The sequence below is a fragment of the Streptomyces albiflavescens genome (assembly GCF_014645835.1).
GTDB lineage: Bacteria > Actinomycetota > Actinomycetes > Streptomycetales > Streptomycetaceae > Streptomyces > Streptomyces albiflavescens.
Window position 1 is genome coordinate 349666 of record NZ_BMMM01000008.1, and the last position, 23320, is coordinate 372985.

22 protein-coding genes are annotated in these 23320 nt (G+C 69.4%); 17 read left to right on the top strand and 5 right to left on the bottom strand.

The features are described 5' to 3' along the window. Positions 1-28: 28 nt before the first annotated feature. From IEY95_RS23525 to IEY95_RS23565, 9 genes are all read left to right on the top strand, one after another. Positions 29-631, top strand: a complete 603-nt coding sequence (locus tag IEY95_RS23525; protein WP_189188076.1) for a riboflavin synthase — start codon at positions 29-31, stop codon at positions 629-631. Next, entirely contained in the window at positions 628-1272 is a 645-nt protein-coding gene (locus tag IEY95_RS23530) for a nicotinamide mononucleotide transporter family protein (protein ID WP_189188077.1), read from the top strand. The genes IEY95_RS23525 and IEY95_RS23530 overlap by 4 nt, the downstream gene beginning before the upstream one ends. After that, the gene (locus IEY95_RS23535; RefSeq protein ID WP_229703256.1) at positions 1269-2642 is read left to right on the top strand and encodes a bifunctional 3,4-dihydroxy-2-butanone-4-phosphate synthase/GTP cyclohydrolase II; all 1374 of its coding nucleotides are present in this window, start codon (positions 1269-1271) and stop codon (positions 2640-2642) included. The genes IEY95_RS23530 and IEY95_RS23535 overlap by 4 nt, the downstream gene beginning before the upstream one ends. 63 nt (positions 2643-2705) lie before the next feature. Beyond that, entirely contained in the window at positions 2706-3191 is a 486-nt protein-coding gene (ribH, locus tag IEY95_RS23540; protein ID WP_189188078.1) for a 6,7-dimethyl-8-ribityllumazine synthase, read from the top strand. A gap of 34 nt (positions 3192-3225) precedes the next feature. Further along, positions 3226-3498, top strand: a complete 273-nt coding sequence (locus tag IEY95_RS23545; RefSeq protein ID WP_028803646.1) for a phosphoribosyl-ATP diphosphatase — start codon at positions 3226-3228, stop codon at positions 3496-3498. A 45-nt stretch (positions 3499-3543) separates the two neighbouring features. Continuing rightward, complete coding sequence (hisG, locus tag IEY95_RS23550) at positions 3544-4401, top strand: ATP phosphoribosyltransferase (protein ID WP_189188079.1); 858 nt, start codon at positions 3544-3546, stop codon at positions 4399-4401. 14 nt (positions 4402-4415) lie between these two features. Further along, entirely contained in the window at positions 4416-4871 is a 456-nt protein-coding gene (locus IEY95_RS23555; protein WP_189188080.1) for a PH domain-containing protein, read from the top strand. A 199-nt stretch (positions 4872-5070) separates the two neighbouring features. Continuing rightward, positions 5071-6396: a hemolysin family protein gene (locus tag IEY95_RS23560; protein WP_189188081.1), complete on the top strand. Its 1326-nt coding sequence runs from the start codon at positions 5071-5073 to the stop codon at positions 6394-6396. Continuing rightward, a complete protein-coding gene (locus IEY95_RS23565) occupies positions 6393-7478 on the top strand; it encodes a hemolysin family protein (RefSeq protein ID WP_189188082.1) in 1086 nt (361 codons plus the stop codon). Before IEY95_RS23560 ends, IEY95_RS23565 begins: the two co-directional genes overlap by 4 nt. A 192-nt stretch (positions 7479-7670) precedes the next feature. On the opposite strand, the gene IEY95_RS23570 is transcribed toward IEY95_RS23565, so the two are convergent. Next, positions 7671-9536, bottom strand: a complete 1866-nt coding sequence (locus tag IEY95_RS23570) for an AAA family ATPase (protein WP_189188083.1) — start codon at positions 9534-9536, stop codon at positions 7671-7673. A 465-nt stretch (positions 9537-10001) separates the two neighbouring features. After that, entirely contained in the window at positions 10002-10655 is a 654-nt protein-coding gene (locus IEY95_RS23575; protein ID WP_189188084.1) for a uridine kinase family protein, read from the bottom strand. 231 nt (positions 10656-10886) lie between these two features. On the opposite strand from IEY95_RS23575, the gene IEY95_RS23580 reads away from it, so the two are divergent. From IEY95_RS23580 to IEY95_RS23590, 3 genes are all read left to right on the top strand, one after another. Next, positions 10887-11843 (top strand): hypothetical protein, encoded by a 957-nt coding sequence (locus IEY95_RS23580; protein WP_189188085.1) that lies wholly within the window; start codon positions 10887-10889, stop codon positions 11841-11843. Between the two features lie 87 nt (positions 11844-11930). Next, positions 11931-13469 (top strand): amino acid permease, encoded by a 1539-nt coding sequence (locus IEY95_RS23585; RefSeq protein WP_189188086.1) that lies wholly within the window; start codon positions 11931-11933, stop codon positions 13467-13469. Positions 13470-13706: 237 nt separating this feature from the next. Further along, a complete protein-coding gene (locus IEY95_RS23590) occupies positions 13707-15059 on the top strand; it encodes a C39 family peptidase (protein ID WP_189188087.1) in 1353 nt (450 codons plus the stop codon). 40 nt (positions 15060-15099) lie between these two features. Here IEY95_RS23590 and IEY95_RS23595 read toward each other — a convergent pair whose 3' ends face one another. Further along, the gene (locus IEY95_RS23595; RefSeq protein ID WP_189188088.1) at positions 15100-16605 is read right to left on the bottom strand and encodes a M1 family metallopeptidase; all 1506 of its coding nucleotides are present in this window, start codon (positions 16603-16605) and stop codon (positions 15100-15102) included. A gap of 225 nt (positions 16606-16830) precedes the next feature. Between IEY95_RS23595 and IEY95_RS23600 the strand changes: the two genes are divergently transcribed. Both IEY95_RS23600 and IEY95_RS23605 read left to right on the top strand, forming a co-directional pair. After that, on the top strand, positions 16831-16977 hold the full coding sequence (locus IEY95_RS23600) for an SCO1431 family membrane protein (protein ID WP_189188089.1): 147 nt from the start codon (positions 16831-16833) through the stop codon (positions 16975-16977). Between the two features lie 136 nt (positions 16978-17113). After that, positions 17114-17773 carry a TetR/AcrR family transcriptional regulator gene (locus IEY95_RS23605; RefSeq protein ID WP_189188090.1) on the top strand — a complete coding sequence of 220 codons (660 nt, stop codon included), beginning with the start codon at positions 17114-17116 and terminating at the stop codon, positions 17771-17773. A 53-nt stretch (positions 17774-17826) separates the two neighbouring features. On the opposite strand, the gene IEY95_RS23610 is transcribed toward IEY95_RS23605, so the two are convergent. Then, entirely contained in the window at positions 17827-19068 is a 1242-nt protein-coding gene (locus IEY95_RS23610; protein WP_189188091.1) for a glycoside hydrolase family 18 protein, read from the bottom strand. Between the two features lie 309 nt (positions 19069-19377). On the opposite strand from IEY95_RS23610, the gene IEY95_RS23615 reads away from it, so the two are divergent. After that, positions 19378-20550, top strand: a complete 1173-nt coding sequence (locus tag IEY95_RS23615) for an acyl-CoA dehydrogenase family protein (protein ID WP_189188092.1) — start codon at positions 19378-19380, stop codon at positions 20548-20550. Between the two features lies 1 nt (position 20551). On the opposite strand, the gene IEY95_RS50410 is transcribed toward IEY95_RS23615, so the two are convergent. Next, positions 20552-20722, bottom strand: coding sequence for a hypothetical protein (locus IEY95_RS50410; RefSeq protein WP_308429331.1), 171 nt, complete (start codon positions 20720-20722; stop codon positions 20552-20554). A gap of 318 nt (positions 20723-21040) precedes the next feature. Here IEY95_RS50410 and IEY95_RS23625 point away from each other — a divergent pair, with 318 nt between their 5' ends. Then, positions 21041-22153 carry an Rv3169 family protein gene (locus tag IEY95_RS23625; RefSeq protein ID WP_189188094.1) on the top strand — a complete coding sequence of 371 codons (1113 nt, stop codon included), beginning with the start codon at positions 21041-21043 and terminating at the stop codon, positions 22151-22153. Positions 22154-22202: 49 nt separating this feature from the next. Further along, entirely contained in the window at positions 22203-23315 is a 1113-nt protein-coding gene (locus IEY95_RS23630; RefSeq protein WP_189188095.1) for a phosphotransferase family protein, read from the top strand. Positions 23316-23320 lie beyond the last annotated feature (5 nt).

Consider the following 23320-nt stretch of genomic DNA (forward strand, 5'->3'; position numbering starts at 1 on the left):
TGCCCCATGAGGCAGGAGGACCCGGGAAGTGTTCACCGGAATCGTCGAAGAGCTGGGTGAGGTCACCGCCGTCGAGAATCTCGACGACGCCTCCCGTTTCCGTCTGCGCGGCCCCGTCGTCACGCAGGGCGCGCAGCACGGCGACTCCATCGCCGTCAACGGCGTCTGTCTCACGGTGGTCGACCACGAGGGCGACGAATTCACCGCCGACGTCATGGCCGAGACCCTGGACCGCTCCAGTCTCGGCGTCCTGACCGTCGGCTCCCGCGTCAATCTGGAACGCCCCATGGCCGTGGGCGAGCGACTCGGTGGGCACATCGTGCAGGGACACGTCGACGGCACGGGCGCGGTCATCGAGCGCAAGCCGTCCGACAACTGGGAGATCGTCAAGATCTCGCTCCCCGCGGACCTTTCCCGCTATGTGGTCGAGAAGGGCTCCATCACCGTCGACGGCATCAGCCTGACCGTGGTCGACGCGGGCCCCGACTACTTCACCGTCAGCCTCATCCCGACCACCCTGGCGCTGACCACGCTCGGCCTCAAGCAGCCCGGCGACCCGGTCAACCTCGAGGTCGACGTCATCGCCAAGTACGTCGAGCGGCTGCTGGGCACGCAGGGAGCAGCCAAGTGAACTGGCTCAACTCCGAGGCCTTCGTCCTGTTCGACCAGCACATCAAGTGGTCGGACATGATCGGCAACGTGATCGGTCTGATCGCCCTCGCGCTCGGCTGGCGCCGCTCCATAGGGAGCTGGCCCGTCCAGTTCCTGTCCGGCGTCATCCTCTTCGCGGCCTTCGCGACGGCCCACCTCTCCGGCAGCGCCGGCAAGCAGGTCGTCGTCATGATCGTCGCGGTGTACGGCTGGTGGCAGTGGAACCGCGGCAAGGGGCAGACCGCGGACGGCTCCATCGCCGTCCGCTTCGCCACCTGGCGCGAGCGCGGCTACATGCTCGGCGCCGCGGCCGTCGGCACCGTCGGGGTCGCCGGCCTGTTCTTCGCGTACCCGTCCCTCTCCTGGGACCCCTGGCCGGACGCGTACATCTTCGTCGGCACCATCGTCGCCATGTACGCCCAGGCGCGCGGCATGGTCGAGTTCTGGTTCGCCTGGCTGCTGGTCGACCTGGTGGGCGTGCCGCTCAACTTCGCCAACGGCTTCGCCTTCTCCGGTTTCGTCTACGTCCTCTACGGCGCGCTCGTCCTGTGGGGCATGCGCGACTGGTGGCTGCGCTCCCGCAAGGCCGGGCAGCCCGTCCTGGAAGGAGCCCCGGCATGACCTCCCACCCGTCTCCCACCACCACCCTGAACGAGGCTCCCCCAGAGCCGAAGGCCTGGGGGGACCCCCATCGCGCCGCCCCCGTGAGCGCCGAAGTCTGGTACAGCACCGACAACATCGAGGACTTCGCGCTCGACCCGGTCGAGAAGGCCATCGCCGACATCGCGGCGGGCCGCCCGGTCGTGGTCGTGGACGACGAGGACCGGGAGAACGAGGGCGACCTCGTCATCGCCGCCGAGAAGGCGACCCCCGAGATCGTCGCCTTCATGATGAGCGAGTGCCGCGGGCTGATCTGCGCGCCCATGGAGGGGGACGAGCTGGACCGGCTCCGGCTCCCGCAGATGGTCGACGACAACACCGAGTCGATGAAGACCGCGTTCACCGTGTCGGTGGACGCGTCCGCCGCCCACGGTGTGACCACCGGCATCTCGGCGTCCGACCGTGCCACCACGCTTCAGCTGCTCGCCGACGGCAGGGCTCAGGCGGACGACTTCGTGCGCCCCGGCCACATCTTCCCGCTGCGCGCCAAGCCCGGCGGCGTCCTGGTCCGCAACGGCCACACCGAGGCCGCTGTCGACCTGGCCCGTCTCGCGGGCCTGCGCCCCGCCGGTGCGATCGTCGAGATCGCGGGCGAGGACGGCCGTATGCTCCGCCTGCCCGAGCTGATCCCCTTCGCCCGCAAGCACGGCCTGACGATCATCTCCATCGAGGACCTGATCGCCTACCGGCACTCCGCCGAGCCCACCGTCCGCCGCGAGGCCGAGGTCCACCTGCCCACCGCCTTCGGCGAGTTCACGGCGTACGGCTACCGCTCCACGGCCGACGGCGTCGAGCACGTCGCCCTCGTCCACGGCGAGATCGGCAACGGCGAGGACGTCCTCGTCCGTGTCCACTCCGAGTGCCTCACGGGCGACGTCTTCCACTCCCTGCGCTGCGACTGCGGCCCCCAGCTGCAGACGGCCATGGAGCGCATCCAGGCCGAGGGCCGCGGCATCGTGGTCTACCTGCGCGGCCACGAGGGACGCGGCATCGGGCTGCTCTCCAAGCTGCGCGCGTACGAGCTTCAGGAGCAGGGCCGCGACACCCTCGACGCCAACCTGGAGCTGGGCCTGCCCGCCGACGCCCGGGACTACGGCGCCAGCGCCCAGATCCTGGAGGACCTCGGCGTGCACAGCCTGCGCCTGATGACCAACAACCCCGACAAGACTGACGCGCTCGTCCGGCACGGCCTCAAGGTCACCGAGCGAGAGCCGATGCCCGTACAGGCGGGCGAGCACAACCTCCGCTACCTGCGCACCAAGCGGGACCGGATGGGGCACGACCTGCCCTGGCTGGACACGACCGCCGTGTCCGCCTGCGGCAACCAGTAACAACGGCAATACCAGTAACAACGGCACTATCGGCAACACAGCACAGCGGCACTGAGGAGAGACGTGAGCGGCAAGGGTGCACCCGAACTGTCCGTACGGAACTGCGGCGACCTGCGCGTCGCGGTCATCGCGGCACAGTGGCACGAAAAGGTGATGGACGGCCTCGTCGACGGCGCGCTGCGCGCCCTGCACGAGCTGGGGATCGACGAACCGACCCTGCTGCGGGTCCCCGGCAGCTTCGAGCTGCCGGTCGTCGCCAAGGTCCTGGCGGGCCGCGGCTACGACGCGATCGTCGCGCTCGGCGTCGTCATCCGCGGCGGAACGCCCCACTTCGAGTACGTGTGTCAGGGCGTCACCCACGGCCTCACCCAGGTCTCCATCGACACGGGCGTCCCCGTCGGCTTCGGTGTGCTGACCTGTGACACCGAGGAGCAGGCCCTGGACCGCGCGGGCATCGAGGGCTCCAACGAGGACAAGGGGCACGAGGCGGTGACGGCCGCCGTGGCGACCGCGGCCACGCTGCGCTCAGTATCTGAACCCTGGCGCTGAGGAACCTCCGTGAGCGCGTAGGGTGGGCAGCACCATGTCCAAGAAGACGTTCGAGGAGCTCTTCACCGAGCTCCAGCACAAGGCCGCCAACGGCGATCCCGCCACTTCGCGCACCGCCGAGCTGGTCGGCAAGGGTGTCCATGCCATCGGCAAGAAGGTGGTCGAAGAGGCCGCCGAGGTCTGGATGGCCGCCGAGTACGAGGGCAAGGACGCCGCCGCCGAGGAGATCTCCCAGCTGCTCTACCACGTCCAGGTGATGATGGTCGCGCGCGGGATCTCCCTCGACGACGTGTACGCCCACCTGTAGATCCCGCTGTTCCCCCAACCCCTTCACGCAAAGGAAGCCGACCTCATGCTGCGCATCGCCGTCCCCAACAAGGGTTCCCTGTCAGGCCCTGCGGCGGAGATGCTGCATGAGGCCGGCTACCAGCAGCGCCGGGAGTCCAAGGAGCTGAGGATCGTCGACCCGGAGAACGAGGTCGAGTTCTTCTACCTCCGCCCCCGCGACATCGCGATCTACGTCTCCTCCGGCCGCCTCGACATCGGCATCACCGGCCGCGACCTGCTCATCGACTCGGGCGCCAACGCGGAGGAGATCCTGCCGCTCGGCTTCGCCCGCTCGACCTTCCGCTTCGCCACCAAGCCGGGCACGGCGAGCGGCATCGCGGACCTCTCCGGCATGACGGTCGCCACCTCGTACGAGGGCATCGTCGCCAAGCACCTCGCCGACCACGGCATCGACGCCTCCGTCGTCCACCTCGACGGCGCCGTCGAGACGGCCATCGAGCTGGGCGTCGCCGAGGTCATCGCCGATGTCGTCGAGACCGGCACCTCGCTGCGCAACGCGGGCCTCGAGGTGTTCGGCGACCCCATCATGAAGTCCGAGGCCGTCGTCGTCCGCCGGGTCGGCGCCGGCACCTCCGAGGACGCCGAGCCCAAGGTGCAGCAGTTCCTGCGTCGCCTCCAGGGCGTCCTGGTGGCGCGGACGTACGTGATGATGGACTACGACTGCCGCGCCGAGCACCTGGAGAAGGCCGTCGCGCTCACCCCGGGCCTGGAGTCGCCGACCATCTCGCCGCTGCACAACGAGGGCTGGGTCGCCGTGCGCGCCATGGTCCCCGCCAAGGAGGCCCAGCGGATCATGGACGACCTGTACGCGCTCGGCGCGCGGGCCATCCTGACCACGGCCATCCACGCCTGCCGGCTCTGACGGGACCGTCGGACATGTCAGACCTTCCCGCTCTTCCCGTCACCTTCCGCCCGTCCCGCACCCGGGCCGTGCTGCTCACCGCGGGCGTCGCGATCTTCGTGGTCATCACGACGGTCGCGATGCTTCTGGAGCAGCTCAGCCCGGGGGAGCGGCTCAGCTTCATCTTCACCGCGGCGCTGCTCTTCGGGGTGCTCCTGCTGCTCTCCCGGCCCAAGGTCGTCGCCGACGAGACCGGGGTCACGGTCGTCAACATCGCCAGCAGGCGGCACCTGGAATGGGCGGAGATCCTCCAGGTCAACCTGCGCCCCGGTGACCCCTGGGTGTTCCTCAACCTCAGTGACGGCACCAGCCTCCCCGCGCTCGGCATTCAGCCGGGCATCGCCAAGCAGCGCGCGATCGAGGACGCCCGCGCCCTGCGTGCCCTCGCCGAAGCCCGCTCCATCGGCGACCCCGAGAAACATGAGGGCTGACTCTCAGCCTTCCACCCTGCCCCCTGGGACCATGTCTTGATTAATCTGTTGGCGGAGGCGTTTTCGTGGCGCCTCCGTCTCTGATGTGCCACCCGGCCTTCAGAGGCCCCCTGCTACCCGAGGAGTGACTCCCTCCAGCGATGGACGGATCGTCCTGTAGTACCTGCGCCGCCCCCTCCCGACATATCGAGGCGGCGGCATGACCATCCCCCTGCTGCTCCTTGGGGCGGCGTTCCTGCTGATCCTCGCCAACGGCTTCTTCGTCGCGGCGGAGTTCGGCCTCGTCACGGTCGAGCGCCCCGACGCCGAGCAGGCCGCGGCCGACGGCGACCGACGGGCTCTGACCGTCGTGAACTCGCTCAAGGAGCTGTCCTTCCAGCTCTCCGGCACCCAGCTCGGCATCACCATCACCTCACTCGTCGTCGGCATGCTCGCCGAACCGGCGCTCGCCGAGCTGCTGCACGGCCCGTTCACCGCGATCGGCATCCCGGAAGGCGCCGTGTCCGGTGTCGCCGTGGTGGTCGGCATGCTGCTCGCCTCGGCCGTGCAGATGGTCATCGGCGAACTCGTGCCCAAGAACTGGGCGGTGTCCAAGCCCCTGCAGGTCGCCCGCTTTGTCGCGGGCCCGCAGCACGTCTTCTCGCGGTTGTTCCGGCCGGTCATCGCCGCCCTCAACGCGGTTGCCAACCGGCTCGTACGCGCCCTGGGCGTCGAGCCCGCCGAGGAGCTGGCCTCCGCCCGCACCCCCGGCGAACTCGTCTCGCTCGCCCGGCACTCGGCGCAGGCCGGTGCCCTGGAGCAGGACACCGCGGATCTCTTCGTGCGGACCATCTCGCTCGCCGACCTGACCGCGCAGCACGTCATGACCCCGCGCGTGAAGGTGAGCGCGCTGCAGTCGTCGGCGACCGCCGAGGACGTGGTCAACCTCACCCGCGCCACCGGCCTGTCGCGCTTCCCCGTCTACCGGGAGCGGATCGACGAGATCGTCGGCATGGTGCACCTCAAGGACGCCCTCGCGATCCCCTCGCACGACCGGCTGCGCACCCCCGTCGGCCGGATCGCGCAGCCCCCGCTGCTCGTCCCGGAGACGCTGCCCGTACAGCCCCTCCTGGAGCAGCTGCGCAGCGAGCAGCCGATCGCTGTCGTCGTTGACGAGTACGGCGGTACGGCGGGCGTCGTCACCCTGGAGGACATCGTCGAGGAGCTCGTCGGCGAGGTCCTCGACGAACACGACGGGCAGGATCTGCCCGAACTCGCGGCGGCGCCGCCCGAGGACGGACGGCCCGCGTGGGACGCCGACGGCAGCTGCCGGGTGGACGTGCTGCAGCGCATAGGCCTCGACGTGCCCGAGGGCCCGTACGAGACCGTCGCGGGGCTAGTCGCCGATCTGCTCGGCCGGATCCCCGCCCCCGGCGACAAGGCCGAACTCCCGGGTTGGCGCCTGTCGGTGCGCCAGGTCGGGCACTACCGCGCCGAACGCGTCCGTCTGGTGCGGACCGCGCCCGCTGCGGAGGCCGTCCGATGAGCGTGCTCCAACTGCTGTTCGCCGCGTTGCTGGTGCTCGCCAACGGCTTCTTCGTCGGCGCCGAGTTCGCGCTCGTCTCCGTGCGGCGCAGCCAGATCGAACCGCTCGGGACCGCGCGGGCCCGTCAGGTCCTGTACGGCCTCGAGCGGCTCCCGCAGATGATGGCCGCGGCCCAGTTCGGCATCACCGTCTGCTCACTGACGCTCGGCGCGGTCGCCGAGCCGACCGTCGCCCAGCTGCTGGAGCCGCTCTTCGAGGCGATCCATCTGCCGGACGGGCTGATCCACCCCCTCGGATACGTCATCGCGCTCGCCTTCGTCGTCTTCTTCCACCTCGTCATCGGCGAGATGGTGCCGAAGAACCTGGCGATGGCCGCGCCCGAGAAGACGGCGCTGTGGCTGAGCCCCGGCCTCGTCGCCTTCGCGCGGCTGTGCCGACCGGTCACTGTCGGCCTGGGCGCCTGTGCCCGCCTGATCCTGAAGCTGTTCCGCGTGGAGCCCAAGGACGAGGTCGAGGCGGTCTTCACCAGCGAGCAGCTCAACCGTCTGGTCGAGGACTCGGGCCAGGCGGGCCTGTTGGAACCGGAGGAGCAGGAGCGCCTGGAGGACGCCCTGGAGCTGGGTTCGCGCCCGGTCACCGATGTCCTTCTGGATCGCGACTCCCTGGTGACCGTGGGGCCCTCGGTCACCCCGGGCCAGGTCGTCGCGCTCACCGCGCGCACCGGGTACTCCCGCTTCCCCGTGGTCGCCGAGAACGGCGCCTTCATGGGCTATCTGCATGTGAAGGACGTACTCGACCTGGAGGAGTCCGAGCGGGCGGTGCCGCAGCAGATCTGGCGCCCGATGACGACCCTGCGGTGTGAGCTTCCGCTGGACGACGCGCTGACCGTGATGCGTCGCGCCGCGACGCACCTCGCCCAGGTCGCCGACGCCTCGGGCAAGGTCCTGGGGCTCGTGGCCCTGGAGGACGTCCTGGAGCTGCTGGTCGGCGAGGTACGCGACCCGGCACACCGGGAAGCTGCGCCTCTGCGCGTCTCGGAACCCCGTCCGAGCGAGGCCCCGGAGGAAGTGCTGGCCAGCTGAGCGGAGGGTTCTTCGTCCCCTCCGCCCCTACCCGTCCCGTCCTTGGGGCTCCCCGCCCCAGATCCCGTTCGCGGAGTTCCCCGCGCCCCCAAGAGGGGCGCGGGGAACTCCGCAATCCTTTGGCGAGCTGAAGGTTGAGGGCTGGGGGCTGGGGGCTGAAGAGGCCGGAAAGCTCCCTGGAGCCGGCCCCAGTCACATCGTCGACGGATCCTGTGGCCCCCGCCCCGACAGGACCTCACCGTATGCCTGCATCAGATCCGGCAGCCGCAGTGTCGACAAGTCGTCGCGGGACAGCGTTCCGGGATAGAGCGACAGCCGGAGGTCGCGGTACGCGCAGCTCTTCTCGTACAGCGTGCGCAGAAATCGCCCGTTGCCGAGCTCGTCGATCCACCCCTGGTCGACGACATGCCCGGCGATCGAGCGCAGCTCGTCCAGCGCCTCCTCGTCCCAGATGTCGCCGTTCTCCGCGGCCAGCACCTCGCCGATGGAGGTGAGTTCGAGGGGCCGGTAGGAGGGGAAGTCGACGCGGGTGGTGAAGCGGGAGGAGAGGCCGGGGTTGGCGGCCAGGAGGCGGTCCATGCCCTCCGGGTAGCCGGCGAGGATGACGACGAGGTGGTCGCGGTTGTCCTCGGCCCGCTTGAGGAGCACCTGCAGGGCCTCGTCCCCGTAGGCGTCGCCCTTGCCGTATCCGGAGTTCGCCAACGAGTAGGCCTCGTCGACGAAGAGGACACCGCCGATGGCGGAGTCGATCAACTCGTTCGCCTTGACCGCCGTCTGGCCGAGGTACTCGCCGACCAGGTCCGCCCGCTGCGCCTCCACCAGATGATCGCCGCCGAGCAGCCCCAGCGCGTAGAAGACCCGACCGAGAATGCGGGCCACGGTGGTCTTGCCGGTGCCGGAGGGGCCCGAGAAGACGAAGTGCCGCTTCGGTGGCTGGACCGGGAGACCCTGGCCGGCGCGCAGCCTCGCCATGTTCAACTGCGCCGACAGCGCCTTGACTTGGCGTTTCACGGGCTCCAGGCCCACCATGCGCTCGAGCTCGGCGAGCGCCTCCTCGAGTAATACGGGGTCGGTCGGCCCGGCGGGCAGCGGCTGCACCGGCAGCACGGCCTTCTCGCGCACCGCGTCGGTCTCCGGGGGCAGCCCGCCCGGCGGCGCGAGATCGGGCTCCGAGAGCTTCAGGTCCCGGCCCTCGGCACCGAACAGTGGATCGACACCGTCCGGGCCCTCCATCACGTCCTGCCCGACCCCGGCGAGCGTGATCGCCGCCAGGTCGGCGGCGGCATCGTCGTACCCGTCGCCCTCGGAGATCGCCGCGAGCCGTGCCGAGGTGTCCATGAAGGAGGGGTCGACGCGGTGCACCGCCCGGTACAGGGGCAGTGCGGCGGCGGACCGCCCGGTGCCCTCGTGCGCTCGCGCCAGCCAGTATCGCAGTTCCTTGCGCTGCGGCTGCTCGCTGCGACAGCGCATCAGCGCGGAGGACAGCAGCGGCTCCGCCTGGCCGTACATCTCCAGGCGGACCCGGGCCATCCCGCCGAAGAGGCCGGCCTCTATGCCCAGCATGGGATCGTCGATCAGCGGATCGGTGTGCCGGACCAACTGCTCCCAGTCCTTGACCAGATAGGCGCGACACGCGTGCAGGAACCGCACCTGGGGGTCCGCGTCGACGGGCGGCAGCCCCGCGAGCGCGCGGTCCAGCTCCGGGACATGACGTCCGTCGAGCCAGTGCGAGGCGTGCGCGAGCAGCAGATCGCGCGGGCTCTCCAGCACGGGCTGAACCCACCAGCCCAGCCAGTACCAGGAGTTGAGGGTGCGCCGATGCCGGGTGCGCTGCTCCCCGAAGCGCTCCCGGTGCCGGAACATCCGCAGCAGCGCGGTCGTCGTGTCCACCCGCAGCGCGTGCAGTCCGAGCCAGCCGTCCGCCATGCCCGGGTCCATCCGGACCGCGGCGCGGAACTCCTCCTCCGCCTGCGGATAGGCGCCCATCGTGTAGGCGTCCACGCCTCGCATCCAGGCGAGGTCGGCCGGGGCCTCGGGGCCCTGGGTGCCGAAGTCCATCACGTCCCCCACAAACCGTGCCCCCGATGGTCAGGGAGTGCCTAGTCGATCAGGACACTCCCTCGCCGCCGGGCCGGTGCCCGTCGGCAGCCTTGCTCGAACCGCCGTGCCGCGGACGGGAGTTGCATCGGTGCGAAGAGCAGCCGTCCGAAGGTCGCACCGAGAGGCATCGTACCTGCGGTACATACGCGGGCCGAAGGGTGCCGCACACCCCGTTCCACGAGGTGGGAGCAGATGGGGCGCACTTCGCACGGTGACCGAGGGTGAGCGAATCACGGCGCGCAGCGCCCGGAAAGCGTGGGTGTGGGCAGAACGAAGCCCCCGATCACGGGGGAACAACCGGGGGCTTCGCGACTGCGGGCGGCTTCGAAAGACCGCACATTCAGAACGTAAGTCCTGTACGGCCCCCCGGTCAAGCCGAGTTGAAGCACTGAGAGAACTTCTCACGCAAGGGTCTTCACAAGTTCAGCACACTGCGGATGGTCCGTCACGGTGAGTGATGGCGTGGTCCGATTCTCGGGTCTCATTGGGCCCCACAAACACCTCATATCCCTCGGAACACTGGCGCACCAGAAGGTCGGCGAACGGTCTTGAGGGGTCCTTGGCGAAGTGTTGGCGCTCGGCGTGGACCCATCCGGCCCAGAACTCGCTCTGTGTCTCCCCGTCCCGCAGTCGCCCGCGCGTCCATGCCTCGTCGTGCGGCAACTCCATCCACAGCAGTCGCGTGAGGAACGGGCGCAGCGCGCGACGGCCCGCGCCGACGCCCTCCAGGAGGATCACGGGCGCCGGCGGCAGCGCACGGGCCGGGCCGAAGCTCCGGGTGATCCAGTCGTACGGGGTGTAGTGCGCGGTCTCGCTCCGGCGCAGCGGCTCGACCACCTGGCGCAGCAGCCGCTCGGTCCAGGCGAAGAGCTCCTCGTGCGTCGCGATGTCGTCGAGGTGCAGCACGGGCGCGTCGCCCAGTGCCGCCGCCAACTGCCCGGCGAATGTGGTCTTTCCTGAGCCGGCGTGCCCGTCGACGCCGATCAGGCGGACGGGACCGCAGGAAGGCGGCAGTCGGCGCAGCTGCGCGGCGAGGTCGTGAATGGGGCTTCCCGGGGTGCGATGAGATGTCGGCATATTCCTGGGGAACATTCTATCCGGAGGGCGTTCAGGGAGTTTCTGCGGGTACCGAATAGTGCCGCATTGAACTATTCATTGAACAACCCTCAAGAACTCCTTTCGCTCCCTCCATAACCATGGACCATGCGGAAGCAGGTATTTCGCAAACGCCGTTCCGGTTCCCCTTGATGCTGAGTAGGGTGCCTGTTGCGCAACTGCGAAGCGCCGTACGGGGACGGACAGGGGAAGATGGCCGCGGGGTTATTCGAGGGGCAGTATGTGTGGCATCCGGCGGCCGACGACCGCAGACTCGCGAGTGTCTGCGTGGATGTCCGGGCCGGCCGCTATCTGAGCGCCCACGAAGCCCTGGCGGAGACCCGAGGCGACTTCGGACTGCGTGCCCACCGTTCCCTGGTCCTGGCTTCCGAGGCCGCCGACTCCGACCTCGCCGAACGCTGGCTGGCCGAGGAGCCGGCCCCCGAGGCCGCGCTGATGTGGGCGCGCGTGGCCGTGCTGCGGGCGCTGCGCGCGGCGGACGCCAAGGACGACCGGGCCGAGGCTCTGGAGCGCATCGCGCTGACCGCGTGCGACCGGGCCGCGAGGCTGGCTCCCTCCGATCCCACGCCCTGGGTCGCCAAACTGGCCATGGCCCGGCTGCACGATCTGCGCGACCCCGCCCCGCAGGGCCTGCTCACACAGCCGCCCGGCCCCTGGCAGCTGTTCTCGCACATCCTCCGCCTCGACCCCTTCAACCGTGAGGGCCACCACCGCTTCCTGGCGTTCTTCTTCACTCGGTACGGCGGCTCGGTGAACGCCGCCTGGGACGTCGCTGCCTTCCTGAGCCAGCGCGCCCCCGCCTCCTCGCCGCTGCGGCTGCTTCCGCTGGTGGCGCTGGTGGAGAGCTACAACCCCTCGCAGCTTCTCGTCGACCGCACCTGGGAACAGCCGCAGTGGCGCTCCACCGCGCTCGCGATCTATCAGAACTGGCTTCCCGAGGTGCCGGGCTACCGGTTCACGCCGGTGCTCGACCTGGCGTATCTGGCCCACGCGCTGTTCATGGCCCAGCGCGAGTTCGAAGCGCGCGCGGTCTTCATGGCCATGGGGCCCTACGCCTGCCGGATGCCCTGGACCGTGTTCGGCGAGCCCGAGGAACAGCTTTCCCGCGCCCGCCGCTCCTGCGGCCTGCCCGTGCCGAGAGCCGCCTGAGCCCGCCCGGACCGGCCGTCCGGCCCGCCCGGACCAGTCTCCCGGCCATCCCGAGTCTTCCGGTCAACTCCCACAGAAAGGTCAGCTGTGTCAGAACGGATATCGGCCCCGCGAGCGAAGGGCCACGTCGAGGATTCCGCCGCGCTCGACGACGACGCGACACTTCATGCGATGGGATATCCGCGAAAGCTCACACGCCGATTCCAGGCGTTCGACAATTTCGCGATCTCCTTCACCATCATCAATATCATCTCGGGAATCTTCTCGTCCTTCGGATTCGGTATGAATGCCGGTGGTCCGCGCATTCTCGTCTTCGGCTGGATCGGCGTCTCCGTCATGGTGCTGTTCATCGGCGTCGCCATGGCGGAGGTGGCTTCCGCCTATCCGACCAGTGGGGCGCTCTATTTCTCCGCCGGAAAGCTGGCGAAGCGCCACAAGGGTGCCTGGTCCTGGTACACGGGCTGGCTGAATTTCGTCGGCCAGGTGGGCGGCACGGCCGCCACCGGTTACGCGGCCGCCACCTTCATCCAGGCCTTCATCGCCTTGCAGTGGCACTCGTACGAGCCGACCGCCCAGCAGACGGTCATGATCACGGCGCTGATCATCGTGCTCCAGGGTCTGGCCAATACCTACACCGTGCAGTTGGTCGCGCTGCTCAACCGGATCTCCGTGTGGTGGCTGCTGATCGGGCTCCTGGTGATCGTGAGCACACTGATCGTGATGCCCGACGACCATCAGTCGGCCTCGTTCGTCACGCATTTCGTGAACAACACCGGTTTCACGAACGGCCTTTACGGCGGCATGCTCGGCCTGCTGGTCACCAGTTGGACCTTCACGGGCTTCGACGGCAGCTTCCACATGTCCGAGGAAACGGTGCGGGCCACGGTCAACGCGCCCAAGGGGATCACGCGGGCGATCGGCTATTCGGCGATCACCGGACTGATCCTCATGCTCGCCCTCGTGTACAGCATTCATGACTATGCCCAAGTGGCGAGCTCCTCGGCGCCGCCCGTGCAGATTCTCATCGACGGGCTTGGCATGGGCACAGCAAAGGCCATCCTGTTGATCGTGATCGGGGCCATGCTCTTCTGCGGTCTGGCCAATCTGACCAGCAACACCCGGCAGATCTTCGCCTTCTCCCGGGACGGCGCGATGCCGGGCTCCCGCTGGTGGCACTCGGTCTCGCCGCGCACCCGTACCCCCGTCAAGGCCGTCTGGCTGGCGGTTGCCTGCTCGCTGGCCCTTGTCGTCCCCGGCTGGTGGTCGCACACGGCCTTCACCGCCATCGTCAGCGTCAACGTCGTCGGGCTCTTCCTCGCCTACGCCGTGCCGATCTTCCTGCGGCTGCGGCTCGGTGACGAGTTCCAGCCCGGCCCCTGGAACCTGGGGCGCTGGAGCAAGGTGATCGGCTGGGTCGCCGTGATCTGGATCCTCGCCAGCAGCGTGCTGTTCATGTTGCCGCAGGTGTCGCCGATCACCGGCGACACCTTCAACTACGCGTCGATCGCCCTGGCCGTCGTGCTGATCATCGCCACGGTGTGGTGGTTCGCCACGGCACGCCGCCGCTTCCAGGGGCCGATCAGCTACGGGCGGCCCGACGAGGTCGCGGCGATGGACCTCATCTGACAGCTCCCCCTTCGGCCCCGGCGTACGGCACTGCCGCGCGCCGGGGCCGAGCATCGCAGGTCATGCCAGTGGTCCCGACCAATATTGGTGGGCGCGACGCGGGCCGAAGTGCTGGCAGAAGTCGGTCCCCGGCGTCCATAGTTGGCCCACGGCCATGTACTGGACAACGTCTGAACCCGCCGCTTGCAGCCGTGCGCCTGAACCGTCGCTTCCGGACGAACTGGGGGTCACCCACCCATGACCAGAGCTTCAGAGCCGTCCCGCAGAGCCGTCCTCGCCGCGGCGGTCGCCGCGGCGACCGCCGGTGCCGCGGGCCCCGCGGCCGCGGCCACCCCGGCCGGGTCGGCGGAAGCATCCTCATCGCTCGTGGACAACCGTGCCTGGACCTCGTACACCGACTGGCGAAGCGGCAGTGCGCAGGGCACCCGTGCCGTGTCGGGCGCCCGGCCGGGGCTGGTGATCGCTGCCCCGGCCGGCACCTCCGAGTACACCGACCCGCACACCGGCAAGACCGCCGGCTGGGAGTACGCGACCTGGACCTCCCCGGTCCACCGGCTCGCGGTCCCGTCCACCGAGGCCATCGCCTCCTGGAACGCGCACACCCCGGCCGGCACCTGGCTCCAGGTCGAGCTGACGGGCACGTACTCCGACGGCACGGACACGCCCTGGTATGTGATGGGGCGCTGGGCGGCCGGCGACCAGGACATCAGGCGGACCTCCGTGGACGACCAGAGGGACGGCAAGAGCAGCATCTGGACGGACACCTTCGCCATCGACGACGCCGCCTCGGGCCTGCGCCTCGTCTCCTACCGGCTGCGGCTCACCCTCTACCGCACCCCGGGCACCAGGATCACCCCCACGGTGTGGCGGCTCGGCGCTATGGGCTCCGACATCCCCGACCGCTTCACCGTCCCCGCCTCCACAGCGGGCCTGGCCCAGGAACTGGGCGTCCCGCGCTACTCGCAGGAGATCCACGCGGGCCAGTACCCCGAGTACGACAACGGCGGCGAGGCCTGGTGCAGCCCCACCTCCTCGCAGATGATCATCGAGTACTGGGGCCGCAAGCCGACCGCGGAGCAACTGGCCTGGGTGAACCCGGACTACGGCGACCCGCAGGTGTGCCACGCGGCCCGGTTCACGTACGACTACCAGTACGCGGGGTGCGGCAACTGGCCCTTCAACGCCGCCTACGCGTCGACGTACAAGGACCTTCAGGGCGTGGTGACCCGCCTCGGCTCGCTGACCGACCTGGAGACGCTGATCGCGGCCGGAATCCCGGCCATAACGTCCCAGTCCTTCCTCAAGTCCGAGCTGACGGGGGCGGGTTACGGCACCTCGGGCCACCTCATGACCGTCATAGGGTTCACCGCGGACGGCGACGTGATCGCCAACGACCCGGCGTCGCCGAACGACGACGCGGTACGCCGTGTCTACAAGCGGCGTGAATGGGAGAACATCTGGCTGCGGACCAAGCGGTACAACGCCTCCGGGAAGGTCGTCTCCGGTACCGGTGGCGTCTGTTATCTGTACTTCCCGGCGCAGCCGTCGGCGCGGCAGCGCAAGGCACTGGCGGCTGTGGGGGTTCGCTGAAGGAGGGCGGCCCCTTCCCGTGCAGGGGCCGCCCACCCGCTCAGCTCTGGACAGGATTGACCACCCAGTCGGGGTGGTTCGGCATCGGCGGGGTCTTCGCGCCGTACAGCCACGGCCGCAGGAAGCCGTCGAGGTCCTGGCCGGAGACCTTAGACGCCAGGTCGATGTAGTCCTGCGTGCCGGCGATCCTTCCGCGGTACTGGGTGACCCAGGCGCGCTCGATCTTCCCGAACGTCTCCTGTCCGACCTTCTCGCGCAGCGCGTACAGAACGAGCGCCGAGCCGTCGTAGCGCATCCGCTTGAAGAGGTTCGGCTCGGTCGGCTCGGCCGGGGCGCCGTAGTCGTGGCGCCACTGGTCGTGGCTCGCGTAGGCGGTCTTCATCGTGGCCTCGAAGCTGTCGCCGCCGTGCGCCTCCGAGTACAGCCGCTCGTAGAAGCGGGCGTGGCCCTCGCTCAGCCACAGGTCGGACCAGGTCTTGATGCCGACGCTGTCACCGGTCCACTGGTGGGCCAGCTCGTGGACGAGGTTCCGCTCGGCGCTGACCTGGTCGCCGAGGAGGTCGGCCTTGGGGATCAGGGAGAGCGTCTGCGTCTCCAGGGCCACTCCCAGGTCGGTGTCACCGACGAGCAGGCCGTAGCGGTGGAAGGGGTACGGGCCGAGCCGCTCCTCCAGCCAGTCGATGTGGTCGGCGGTGAGCTTGCGGTACTGCTCGGTCGATGCGACCAGGTCGTCCGGGACCACATCGCGGATCGGCAGTCCGTGCGGGCCTGTGCCGTCGACGAAGGTGAACTTGCCGATCGCCAGCTGCGCGAGCTGTGTCGCGAGCGGCTGCTCGGATTCGTACGTCCACTTCATGCGCCCGTCGGCCTGCTCGGTGCGGTCGGTGAGCCGGCCGTTGGCGACGGCCTTGAGGTCCGGCGGGGTGGTGATGCGGAAGGTGATCGGCGCCCGTTGGCTCGGATGGTCGTTCGACGGGAAGATCATCTTGGCGCCGTCGGGCTGCGGATACAGCACAGTGCCGTCCGGCGTGGGGATCCAGCCGTAGTCCTCGATGGCGTCGTCGCGGTGGCGGATCTGGGTCGGGTCGGCGGTGTAGGTGACCTTGACGGTGAAGGCCTTGCCCTGCGCGAGCGGCTTCGCGGGGGTGATCACCAGCTCGTCGCCGTCGCGTTCCGCGGCGGCCGGCTTCCCGTTGACGGTCACCGTGTGCAGGGTGTTCCCGGCGAAGTCCAGGTCGAAGCGGGACAGCGCCTGGGTGGCGGTCGCCTTGATCGTCGTGGCGGCCTCGAAGGGCGTCTTCGGCGCCTGCCAGTCGAAGTCGAGGAGGTAGCGGTCGACCTTGTATCCGCCGTTGCCGTCGAGCGGGAAGATCGGGTCGCCGAGGCCTGCCGCTCCCGGGGACGGGGCGTCGGCCGTGGAGGGAGCGGCATCCGAGGGCGTGGAGGAAGCGGCTTGCGAGACCGGACCCGTTAAGGCGGCTGCCACGGTGATCGCCGCCACCAGGGCCGGGCGAGCTCTGCGGCGAGGCGTCCGGAACGTGCTCATCAGAGACCTTTCGGTTGACTGACCACTGTCGTGTGGGGAGACGCACAGGTCCCGCCCACCGTTGTGGAATCCCGCGGCATTCGAGGCACGTCGAAGTGATCGGCGCTCGGGGCGTGACCAAGGTCTCTACCGCGGAAACCCGCTTCGGTGGCAAGGTGGTGGAGTCGGTGGGGAGCCGATGTGAGGCGGGGGGACCACACCGCACCACTACGTCAGCGAGATGCCATGACCGCGACCTCCGCCACCGCCACCCGTCTCCGTGCCCGCACCGGCGGCCCCAAGGACGACGGCCCCAAGATCCTCGAACATGTCGCGGGCTGGACCTTCGTCGTGGTCCTGGCCATGCTCGTCACCCAGCTCGGCCTTCTGTGAGCTGAGCTCTGGGAAGGCGGCCCTCCACAAGGCAACGTCCGCACGGTCGAGGCAGTCGATCGGAGTCGAACGAGCAGGTGGCACAGGTCTGCCATACTGCCGGTGTCCCGCCGGCAGTTGGAGACCAGGTCCGAAATTGAATAATAGTCAACAGCGCGGCGTCGACCGCCCTCGGGCGCGCGGCACCGACCGCTCACTGGCACGCCGCGCCGAACTCATCGCCATCGGACGGAAGTTGTTCGCCGACACGTCGTACGACGCACTGTCGATGGACGGCATCGCACGGCAGGCTCATGTTGCCAAGGGGCTCATCTACTACTACTTCAAGTCCAAGCGCGGCTACTACCTCGCCATCGTCGAGGACTCGGTCGCGGACCTGATCTCGCGGGCGGCCGGCGGCCTCGAACTGCCCCCGGTGGAGCGGGTGCACCGCACCATCGACGGCTATCTGCGCTACGCCGAGCACAACCAGGCCGCGTACCGCACGATCATCACCGGGGGTGTCGGTTTCGACACCGAAGTGCAGTCCATACGCGAGGGCGTGCGCGAGGTCATCGTCGAGACCATCGCCGAAGGCGCCTACGGCAGACGAAAGATCGGGCCGCTGCCCCGCATGGCGCTGCTCGGCTGGCTCTACAGCGTGGAGGGCGTCACCCTCGACTGGATCGGCCACCCGACACTGCCGCGCGACACCGTGCGCGAGCTGCTGGTGAAGACGCTGGGCGGCGCCATGCGTGCCGTCGAGGAGCTCGACCCCTCCTACCCGGCGCCGCCGGACGCGCGGCGCGACGCATGAGCGAGGGGCGGGGATCGCAACCGACCCCCGCCCCGAAGTCCTTGCGGATGTGGCTAGTTGATCGACTTGATCAACTCGCCGTTCGAAGTGTCACCGCTCAGCTCCCAGAAGAACGTGCCGCCCAGGCCCTGCGCGTTCTTGTAGCTCATCTTGCCCGCGATGGTCGACGGGGTGTCGTAACTCCACCAGTTGTTCCCGCACTTGGCGTACGCGGTGCCGCCGACCGTGCCGGTCGCCGGGCACTTCGTCTTGAGCACCTTGTAGTCGTCGATGCCCTGCTCGTACGTTCCCGCCGCGGGGCCGGTCGCCGTGCCGCCGGGCGCCGCCTGTGTGACACCGGTCCAGCCGCGCCCGTAGAAGCCGATGCCGAGCAGCAGCTTCGAGGCCGGAATACCGAGGCCCTTGAGCTTGGCGATCGTCGCGGAGGTGTAGTAACCCGCCTTCGGGATGCCGGTGTACGAGTTCAGCGGCGAGTGCGGGGCCGTCGGCCCGGTGGCGTCCCAGGCGCCGAAGAAGTCGTACGTCATCGGGTTGTACCAGTCGACGTACTGCGCCGCGCCCGCGTAGTCCGCCGCGTCGATCTTGCCGCCGGCGGTGGCGTCGGCCGTGATCGCCGCGGTGACCAGGTTGCCGCTGAACTTCGCCCGCAGCGCTGACATCAGGTTCTTGAACGCGGCCCTGCCGCTGGTGTCGCAGGTGTTGCCGCAGGCGTTCGGGTACTCCCAGTCGATGTCGATGCCGTCGAAGACGCCCGCCCACTTGGAGTTCTTCACCAGGTCGTAGCAGGACTGGGCGAACGCGGCCGGGTTCCTGGCGGCCTCGCCGAAGCCGCTCGACCAGGTCCAGCCGCCGAAGGACCACAGGACCTTCAGCCCGGGGTGCTTCTTCTTCAGCTTGAGCAACTGGTTGAAGTTGCCGCGCAGTGGCTGGTCCCAGGTGTCGGCGACGCCGTCCACGGACTGGCCGGCCGTGTACGCCTTGTCGGTCGCCGCGTAGGAGTCGCCCATGGCGCACTTGCCGCCGGTGACGTTGCCGAACGCGTAGTTGATGTGGGTCAGCCTGGCGGCCGAGCCGGAGGTCTCGATGTTCTTGACGTGGTAGTTCCGGTCGTAGACGCCCCATTCGGTGAAGTAACCGACGACCTTGGAACCGGCCGCGGCGGCTTGAGGGGTGCCGGTCCCCGGGGTTGCGGTCGCGGTGCCGGCGCCGGCCAGCAGCCCCGCGCCGAGGATGGCGCAACAGGCTGCGGAGAGGAGCGCCCGGAAGCGGGCGCGGGGGCGGTGCGTACGGAGCATCGGTGTCTCCTCGTGGGGGAGAGGGGAACGGGTGCCGTTTGGCATGAACGCGGTAACGCGTGGGGGAAGACTAGGAGGACTAGACCAGTGCGTCAATGGTTCGGACCAATTTCCCTTTCTTTTAGTAAGCGGTCGTTAACTGGTGACGCGATGCCTCCGATCGGGCATACTCACAGCGCCACAACCGCTGATCAGCGCCTTCCGTAACCCGGAAGGGGAGCATCGGCTGAGGCCCGTGAGACCCCGGCGGAGTCGCCCCACCCAAGGCGTGCGTCCGCCGATATGCCCGACAGGGAGGAGAGCGTCGCCATGCCCGACCGCGCCCCGCAGCCGGTGGACCGTCAACTGCCCACGGACGAGGCCCGGGATCTGATCTCGCTCGTCCGCGACATCGCGCAGCGCGAGATCGCCCCGAAGGCGGCCGAGGAGGAGGGCGCCGGGCACTTCCCGCGCGAGGTCTTCGGCCTGTTGTCCGAGTCGGGTCTTCTCGGACTGCCCTACGACTCCGAGTACGGCGGCGGGGATCAGCCGTACGAGGTCTACCTCCAAGCCCTCGAAGAGCTCGCCGCGGCCCGTCTCACCGTCGGCCTCGGCGTCAGCGTGCACTCCCTGGCCTGTCACGCCCTCGCGAACTACGGCACCAAGGAACAGCAGGTCGAGCACCTGCCCGCGATGCTCGGCGGCGGTCTCCTCGGCGCGTACTGCCTCTCCGAGCCGTCCTCGGGCTCGGATGCCGCCTCGCTGCGGACCAAGGCCGTACGTGACGGTGACGACTGGGTGATCACGGGCACCAAGGCGTGGATCACACACGGCGGCATCGCCGACTTCTACACCGTGCTCGCGCGCAGCGGTGGCGAGGGTCCCCGCGGCATCACGGCCTTCCTGGTGCCCGGTGACGCCGAGGGGCTGAGCGCCGCGCCGCCCGAGAAGAAGATGGGCATGAAGGGTTCACCCACCGCCCAGGTCCACTTCGACGGGGTGCGCGTCTCAGACGACCGGCGCATCGGCGACGAAGGCCAGGGCTTCGCCATCGCCCTGTCCGCGCTCGACTCCGGGCGGCTGGGCATCGCGGCCTGCGCCATCGGTGTCGCCCAGGCGGCCCTCGACGAGGCCGTGGCGTATGCCACGGGCCGACAGCAGTTCGGGCGGCCGATCTCGGATTTCCAGGGGCTGCGCTTCATGCTCGCCGACATGGCGACGCAGATCGAGGCGGGCCGGGCGCTCTATCTGGCCGCGGCACGGCTGCGCGACGCGGGCCGGCCGTTCTCCAAGCAGGCGGCCATGGCCAAGCTGCTGTGCACGGACACGGCGATGAAGGTCACCACGGACGCCGTCCAGGTACTCGGCGGCTACGGGTACACCGCCGACTTCCCGGTCGAGCGCTATATGCGTGAGGCCAAGGTCCTCCAGATCGTCGAGGGCACCAATCAGATCCAGCGGATGGTCATCGCCCGTCACCTCGCGGGTCCCGACTCGCGCTGAGCTACCCGGCGCTCCGTGAGTCGCGGCTCGCGCCGAACGGCCCCTCGTCCCGTGGGTCCCGGCCGATGCTGAACTCCCCGTACCCGTACATCGCCGGGGGCGCCGCCAGCCGGACCCACTCCGGGTCGTGGCGCCCCGGCAGCATGCGTCCGCGGTCTGCCCAGGTGCGCATCAGGGCGCGGTAGATGGGGGGATCCTGGGCCGATGCCGGCCCCTGGCGAACCGATTCTGCCGGAGCGGAGACGATGATCCGGCGCTGACGCCCGGTCGCGGAATATGTGGGGGTCATACCGAGGAAACGCGCGGGCGGGCGCGCAGGTCACCCGCCCGTGAATTCGAGCGTGAGTTCGTGTCGGGTCCCTACGGGGGAGGCCGTTCCGAGGCGCGATATCTGGCCTCGGGCGGATATCTGACGTACCGTCAACTTCGCGCCGTCAGGGCCGCACCCCTTCGGATGGTGTCAACTGCCGTGCGTCCAGGGAGGCCTGCCGTGCCCGACGACCGCCCCGTTGCACTCGACGAGTACCCCGTGCACCAGGTGCCCCTGTCCATGAAGCATGTCGCGACCGGGGACCGGAACGCGTACGACCGCTGCATCTTCCACGTCTTCGACCACCAGGGCCGGGCGCTGTTGATCCTGGGCCTCGGCGTCTATCCGAACATCGGAGTGATCGACGCGTACGCCACCCTGCGCCTCGGCGACCGCCTGCAGGCCGTACGCGCGTCGGACGCGCTCGGCGACGACCGGATGAACCTCGCCGTAGGGCCGCTGCGCATCGTCGTGGAGGAGCCGCTGCGCCGCCTGCGCCTCCAGTCGGACGACGCCTCCCTGTCGTACGACCTCACCTGGACCGCAGACTTCCCGGCCCTCTGGGAACCGCACCACCTCCAGCGCCGCGGCGACCGGCTCACCCTGGAAGGGCGCCGCTTCGTCCAGGCGGGCGGCGTCGAGGGGCTCATCCGCGTCGACGGCGACGAGATACCGGTCTCGGCGGGCGAGTGGACCGGCACCCGCGACCGCAGCTGGGGTGTGCGTCCGATCCCGGGGGAGGAGGGCGGCCGGCTCGCGGAGGACAACCCGACCGAGGGCTTCCACTGGCTCTGGTGCCCGGTCCGCTTCGACGACCGCTTCCTGATGGTCATCACCCAGGAGGACGCCGACGGCCACCGCTCGCTCAACGACGCCACCCTCGTACGCCCTGGGGTGCGGGACCTCCAGCTCGGCTGGCCCCAGACCGACATCACCTATCGCTCCGGCACCCGCCACCCCTCCTCCGCCGTCATCCACCTCATGGATCCGGTGGACCGCAAGCCCCTGGAACTGGGTGTGGAGGTGTTGACCTCGTCGCCGCTCGCGGTCGGGGCGGGCTATCCGCCCGCTGACGACTGGCAGCACGGCACCTGGCGCGGCCGCGACTGGACCGACCGGCGCGTCTATGACCTCTCCGACCCGGCCGCGCACCCCCTCGCCGCATACGGGGTGATCGACCATGCCGCCCGCTTCACGCTGGACGGGCAGGTCGGTTACGGGATCTTCGAGCACGGCTCGTTCGGCCGTCACGACCCGAGCGGCTTCACCGGGTTCGACTCGGTCGCGCCCTGAGTCCCGGTGGGGCCTCGATTCCCGTTCACGCCTTGATTGGAGTGGTGGCATGGCCACGGCACCGCGCCCCCGTACGACCACACGTGATCCGGAGGAGCTCGCACATCGGCTGACGGCCTGGCTCGCCGCGCGACTGCCCGGCGCCAAGGCGGTGAACGTGACCGTCCCAGCGTCCAACGGCATGTCGAGCGAAACCCTGCTCTTCGACATCGAGCACCCCGAACCGCCTCTGCGCGCCTGTGCGTTGAGACTCACGGCCGACCCGGCGGCGTACACCGTCTTCCCCGTCTACGACATGCCACGGCAGTACCGCACGATGCGCCTCGTCGCCGAACACACCGATCTTCCGGTGCCGCGCGTGCTGTGGCTGGAGGAGGACCCCGGGCCGCTCGGGGCGCCGTTCTTCGTCATGGAACGGATCGAGGGGCGCGTGCCCCCGGACGTCATGCCCTATACGTACGAGGGGAATTGGCTGCACGCGGCGAGCGACGAGGAGCGCGACTGCCTGGAGGTGGCCTCCACGGGACTGCTCGCACGGCTGCACGATCAAGTGCCGGTGCGAGAAGCCGACTTCCTGGCACTGCCCGGCGACGGCAGCCCGCTGCGCCGTCACGTCACCGCCCAACGTGACTACTACGAATGGGTGGTTGACGGGTTGTCACGCTCTCCCCTCATCGAGAGCGCCTTCGACCGGCTCGACCACCTGTGGCCGAGCGACGAGGGCGAGGCGGTGCTCAACTGGGGCGACGCGCGCATCGGGAACGTCATCTACGACGGATTCGACCCCGTGGCGGTGCTCGACTGGGAGATGGCGGCGCAGGCCCCGCGCGAGGTCGACCTCGGCTGGACCGTCTACCTGCACCGCTTCTTCCAGGACCTGACGGTGAGCTTCGGCCAGAGCGGACTGCCCGACTTCCTGCGCCGCGACCGCGTGGAGCGGCGCTATGCCGAACTCACCGGCCACATACCGCGCGACATGGACTTCTACACGCTGTACGCCGCGCTGCGGCACGCGATCGTGATGCTCCGCGTCGCCTATCGCCAGGCGCACTTCGGCGAGGTCGCCGTACCCGCGGATCCGGACACACTGATCCTGCACCACGGCAGCCTGCGAGCCATGGTGCAGGGCAGCTACTGGGAGGGACCGGGCGTCGGTCGCTGAGGGCG

Bases quoted from the DNA above. Each gene is read 5' to 3' on its own strand.
- hisG (WP_189188079.1), top strand. From the start codon at position 3,544: ATGCTGCGCATCGCCGTCCCCAACAAGGGTTCCCTGTCAGGCCCTGCG.
- IEY95_RS23575 (WP_189188084.1), bottom strand. From the start codon at position 10,655: ATGCCGACATCTCATCGCACCCCGGGAAGCCCCATTCACGACCTCGCC.
- IEY95_RS23545 (WP_028803646.1), top strand. From the start codon at position 3,226: ATGTCCAAGAAGACGTTCGAGGAGCTCTTCACCGAGCTCCAGCACAAG.
- IEY95_RS23595 (WP_189188088.1), bottom strand. From the start codon at position 16,605: ATGAGCACGTTCCGGACGCCTCGCCGCAGAGCTCGCCCGGCCCTGGTG.
- IEY95_RS50410 (WP_308429331.1), bottom strand. From the start codon at position 20,722: ATGCGCACCTGGGCAGACCGCGGACGCATGCTGCCGGGGCGCCACGAC.
- IEY95_RS23565 (WP_189188082.1), top strand. From the start codon at position 6,393: ATGAGCGTGCTCCAACTGCTGTTCGCCGCGTTGCTGGTGCTCGCCAAC.
- IEY95_RS23615 (WP_189188092.1), top strand. From the start codon at position 19,378: ATGCCCGACCGCGCCCCGCAGCCGGTGGACCGTCAACTGCCCACGGAC.
- IEY95_RS23590 (WP_189188087.1), top strand. From the start codon at position 13,707: ATGACCAGAGCTTCAGAGCCGTCCCGCAGAGCCGTCCTCGCCGCGGCG.
- IEY95_RS23630 (WP_189188095.1), top strand. From the start codon at position 22,203: ATGGCCACGGCACCGCGCCCCCGTACGACCACACGTGATCCGGAGGAG.
- IEY95_RS23560 (WP_189188081.1), top strand. From the start codon at position 5,071: ATGACCATCCCCCTGCTGCTCCTTGGGGCGGCGTTCCTGCTGATCCTC.
- IEY95_RS23570 (WP_189188083.1), bottom strand. From the start codon at position 9,536: ATGGACTTCGGCACCCAGGGCCCCGAGGCCCCGGCCGACCTCGCCTGG.
- IEY95_RS23535 (WP_229703256.1), top strand. From the start codon at position 1,269: ATGACCTCCCACCCGTCTCCCACCACCACCCTGAACGAGGCTCCCCCA.
- IEY95_RS23610 (WP_189188091.1), bottom strand. From the start codon at position 19,068: ATGCTCCGTACGCACCGCCCCCGCGCCCGCTTCCGGGCGCTCCTCTCC.
- IEY95_RS23580 (WP_189188085.1), top strand. From the start codon at position 10,887: ATGGCCGCGGGGTTATTCGAGGGGCAGTATGTGTGGCATCCGGCGGCC.
- IEY95_RS23555 (WP_189188080.1), top strand. From the start codon at position 4,416: ATGTCAGACCTTCCCGCTCTTCCCGTCACCTTCCGCCCGTCCCGCACC.
- IEY95_RS23600 (WP_189188089.1), top strand. From the start codon at position 16,831: ATGACCGCGACCTCCGCCACCGCCACCCGTCTCCGTGCCCGCACCGGC.